At 64.6% G+C, this 2101-nt stretch carries 3 protein-coding genes; 2 read left to right on the plus strand and 1 reads right to left on the minus strand.

Annotated features, from left to right (window positions below; genetic code table 11):
- Window positions 1-70: 70 nt before the first annotated feature.
- Window positions 71-415 (minus strand): RidA family protein, encoded by a 345-nt coding sequence (locus tag EOA27_RS33420; protein ID WP_126061243.1) that lies wholly within the window; start codon window positions 413-415, stop codon window positions 71-73.
- 221 nt (window positions 416-636) lie between these two features.
- On the opposite strand from EOA27_RS33420, the gene aztA reads away from it, so the two are divergent.
- Window positions 637-1476: a zinc ABC transporter ATP-binding protein AztA gene (gene aztA / locus EOA27_RS33425; protein WP_126083090.1), complete on the plus strand. Its 840-nt coding sequence runs from the start codon at window positions 637-639 to the stop codon at window positions 1474-1476.
- Window positions 1476-2101 (plus strand): metal ABC transporter permease (locus tag EOA27_RS33430; RefSeq protein WP_145970723.1); only part of this gene is annotated, 626 nt, incomplete at its 3' end. The genes aztA and EOA27_RS33430, both read left to right, overlap by 1 nt.

Consider the following 2101-nt stretch of genomic DNA (forward strand, 5'->3'; position numbering starts at 1 on the left):
CCCTGGAGTACCCCTCATCCGGCCGCTTCGCGGCCACCTTCTGCCACAAGGGGAGAAGGGGAAGTCGGCGCTACAGCGCCGCCGTCACAATGATCTCGACCAGATATTCCGGAGTAGCCAACTTGGCTTCGCCGGTGGCGCGGGCCGGGGTGTGACCCTGCGGCACCCACTTGTCCCATTCCGAATTCATCTCGGCGAAGGTGCCCATGTCGGCCAGCCAGATGATCGCCTGGACGATCTTGGTCTTGTCGGTGCCGGCCTTGGCCAGCAATTCGTCGATGGTCTTCAGGATATCGCGCGTCTGCGAGGCGACGTTGCCGCCGGGCTGGCCAACCTGACCGGCCAGGTAGACGGTATTGCCGTGAATGACGATCTGGCTCATGCGCGGGCCGACATCGATGCGACGAATGCTCATTGGAGGTTCCTTCGTTCCTTGGAGTCGCGCTTGTTTAGAGTCCGGACCGCCCTGGGGCAAGGCCGGTGCCCGCGAAACCAATTGAGCCAATTGTCCGCTCTCCCCCATCCGCCTACACGGCGAGTTGACCGGCCGTGTCACAATTCCGCCGGACCGCGATGTTGACTAATGTAATAACATCACATATCGACAAACTACCCGATTTTGCGGACCGACACCTGATGACCAACGCCTGCCTGACCTTCCGCGACCTGACGCTCGGCTATGGCAGCCATCCGGCGATCCATCACCTGAACGGCGTCGTCCGCAAAGGCTCGTTGACCGCGGTGGTCGGCGCCAATGGCTCGGGCAAGTCGACGCTGATGAAGGGCATCGTGGGCGTGCTGAAGCCGATGGAAGGCGCCGTGGTCCGCATGCCGGGCGTCCGCACCGCCTACCTGCCGCAGCAGTCGGAGCTCGACCGCTCCTTTCCGGCGCGCGTCGTCGATCTGGTCTCGCTCGGCCTGTGGCCGAAGCGCGGCATGCTCGGCCGCTATACGAAAGAGGATCGCGAGTCGGTCAGCAAGGCGCTGATGGCGGTCGGGCTCGGCGGCTTCGAGAAACGGCCGATCGATACGCTGTCGGGCGGCCAGTTGCAGCGCACGCTGTTTGCCCGTGTGCTTTTGCAGGACGCCGACCTCATCCTGCTCGACGAGCCCTTCAACGCGGTCGACGCCAAGACCGTCGGCGACCTCATCCAATTAATAAAGCGCTGGCATGGCGAGGAGCGGACGATCATGGTCGTGGTGCATGACCTCGATCTGGTGCGGCAGAATTTCCCGGAAACGCTGCTGCTTGCCCGCCAGCCGGTCGCCTGGGGCGACACAAAGGAAACGCTGCGGCCGGAAAACCTGCTCAAGGCACGGCGCTTCCACGAGGCCTGGGAAGAGAATGCGCCCTGGTGCGAGCCAGATGCTCACGACCATGGCGATGATCTCGCACAAGACCGCCACCATCACCACGATCACGCTCATGGACCCGATCACCGCCACGACCACGGCTCCGGACCGAGGGCGGCGTGATGGAATCTTTCTACGGCCTGTTCATCGCGCCCTTCGCCGATTTCGCCTTCATGCAGCGGGCGCTGTTCGGCTCGCTGATCCTGTCGCTCGGCGCCTGCCCGGTCGGCGTCTTCCTGATGCTGCGGCGCATGAGCCTTTCGGGCGACGCCATGGCGCATGCCATCCTGCCGGGTGCCGCCGCCGGCTTCCTGCTCTATGGGCTCGAGATCCTGCCGATGACGGTCGGTGGGCTGATCGCCGGCATCATCGTGGCGCTCGGCGCGGGCGCCGTGTCGCGCTTCACCATCCAGCGCGAGGACGCGTCGATGGCGGCCTTCTATCTGATCTCGCTTGCGGTCGGCGTGCTGATGGTGTCGATCCGCGGCTCCAGCGTCGACCTCATGCATGTGCTGTTCGGCACGGTGCTGGCGCTCAACAATGAGGCGCTGATCCTGATCGGCGCCATCGTGGCGGTGACGCTCGCCTGCCTCGCCATTTTCTGGCGCGCCCTGGTCGCCGAATGCCTCGATCCGCTGTTCCTGCGCTCGGTGAGCCGCATGGGCAGCCCGGTGCATTTCATCTTCCTAGGCCTTGTCGTGCTCAATCTCGTCGGCGGCTTCCAGGCCCTGGGCACGCTGCTCTCGGT

The organism is Mesorhizobium sp. M2A.F.Ca.ET.037.01.1.1 (genome assembly GCF_003998075.1).
Taxonomy (GTDB): Bacteria; Pseudomonadota; Alphaproteobacteria; order Rhizobiales; family Rhizobiaceae; genus Mesorhizobium.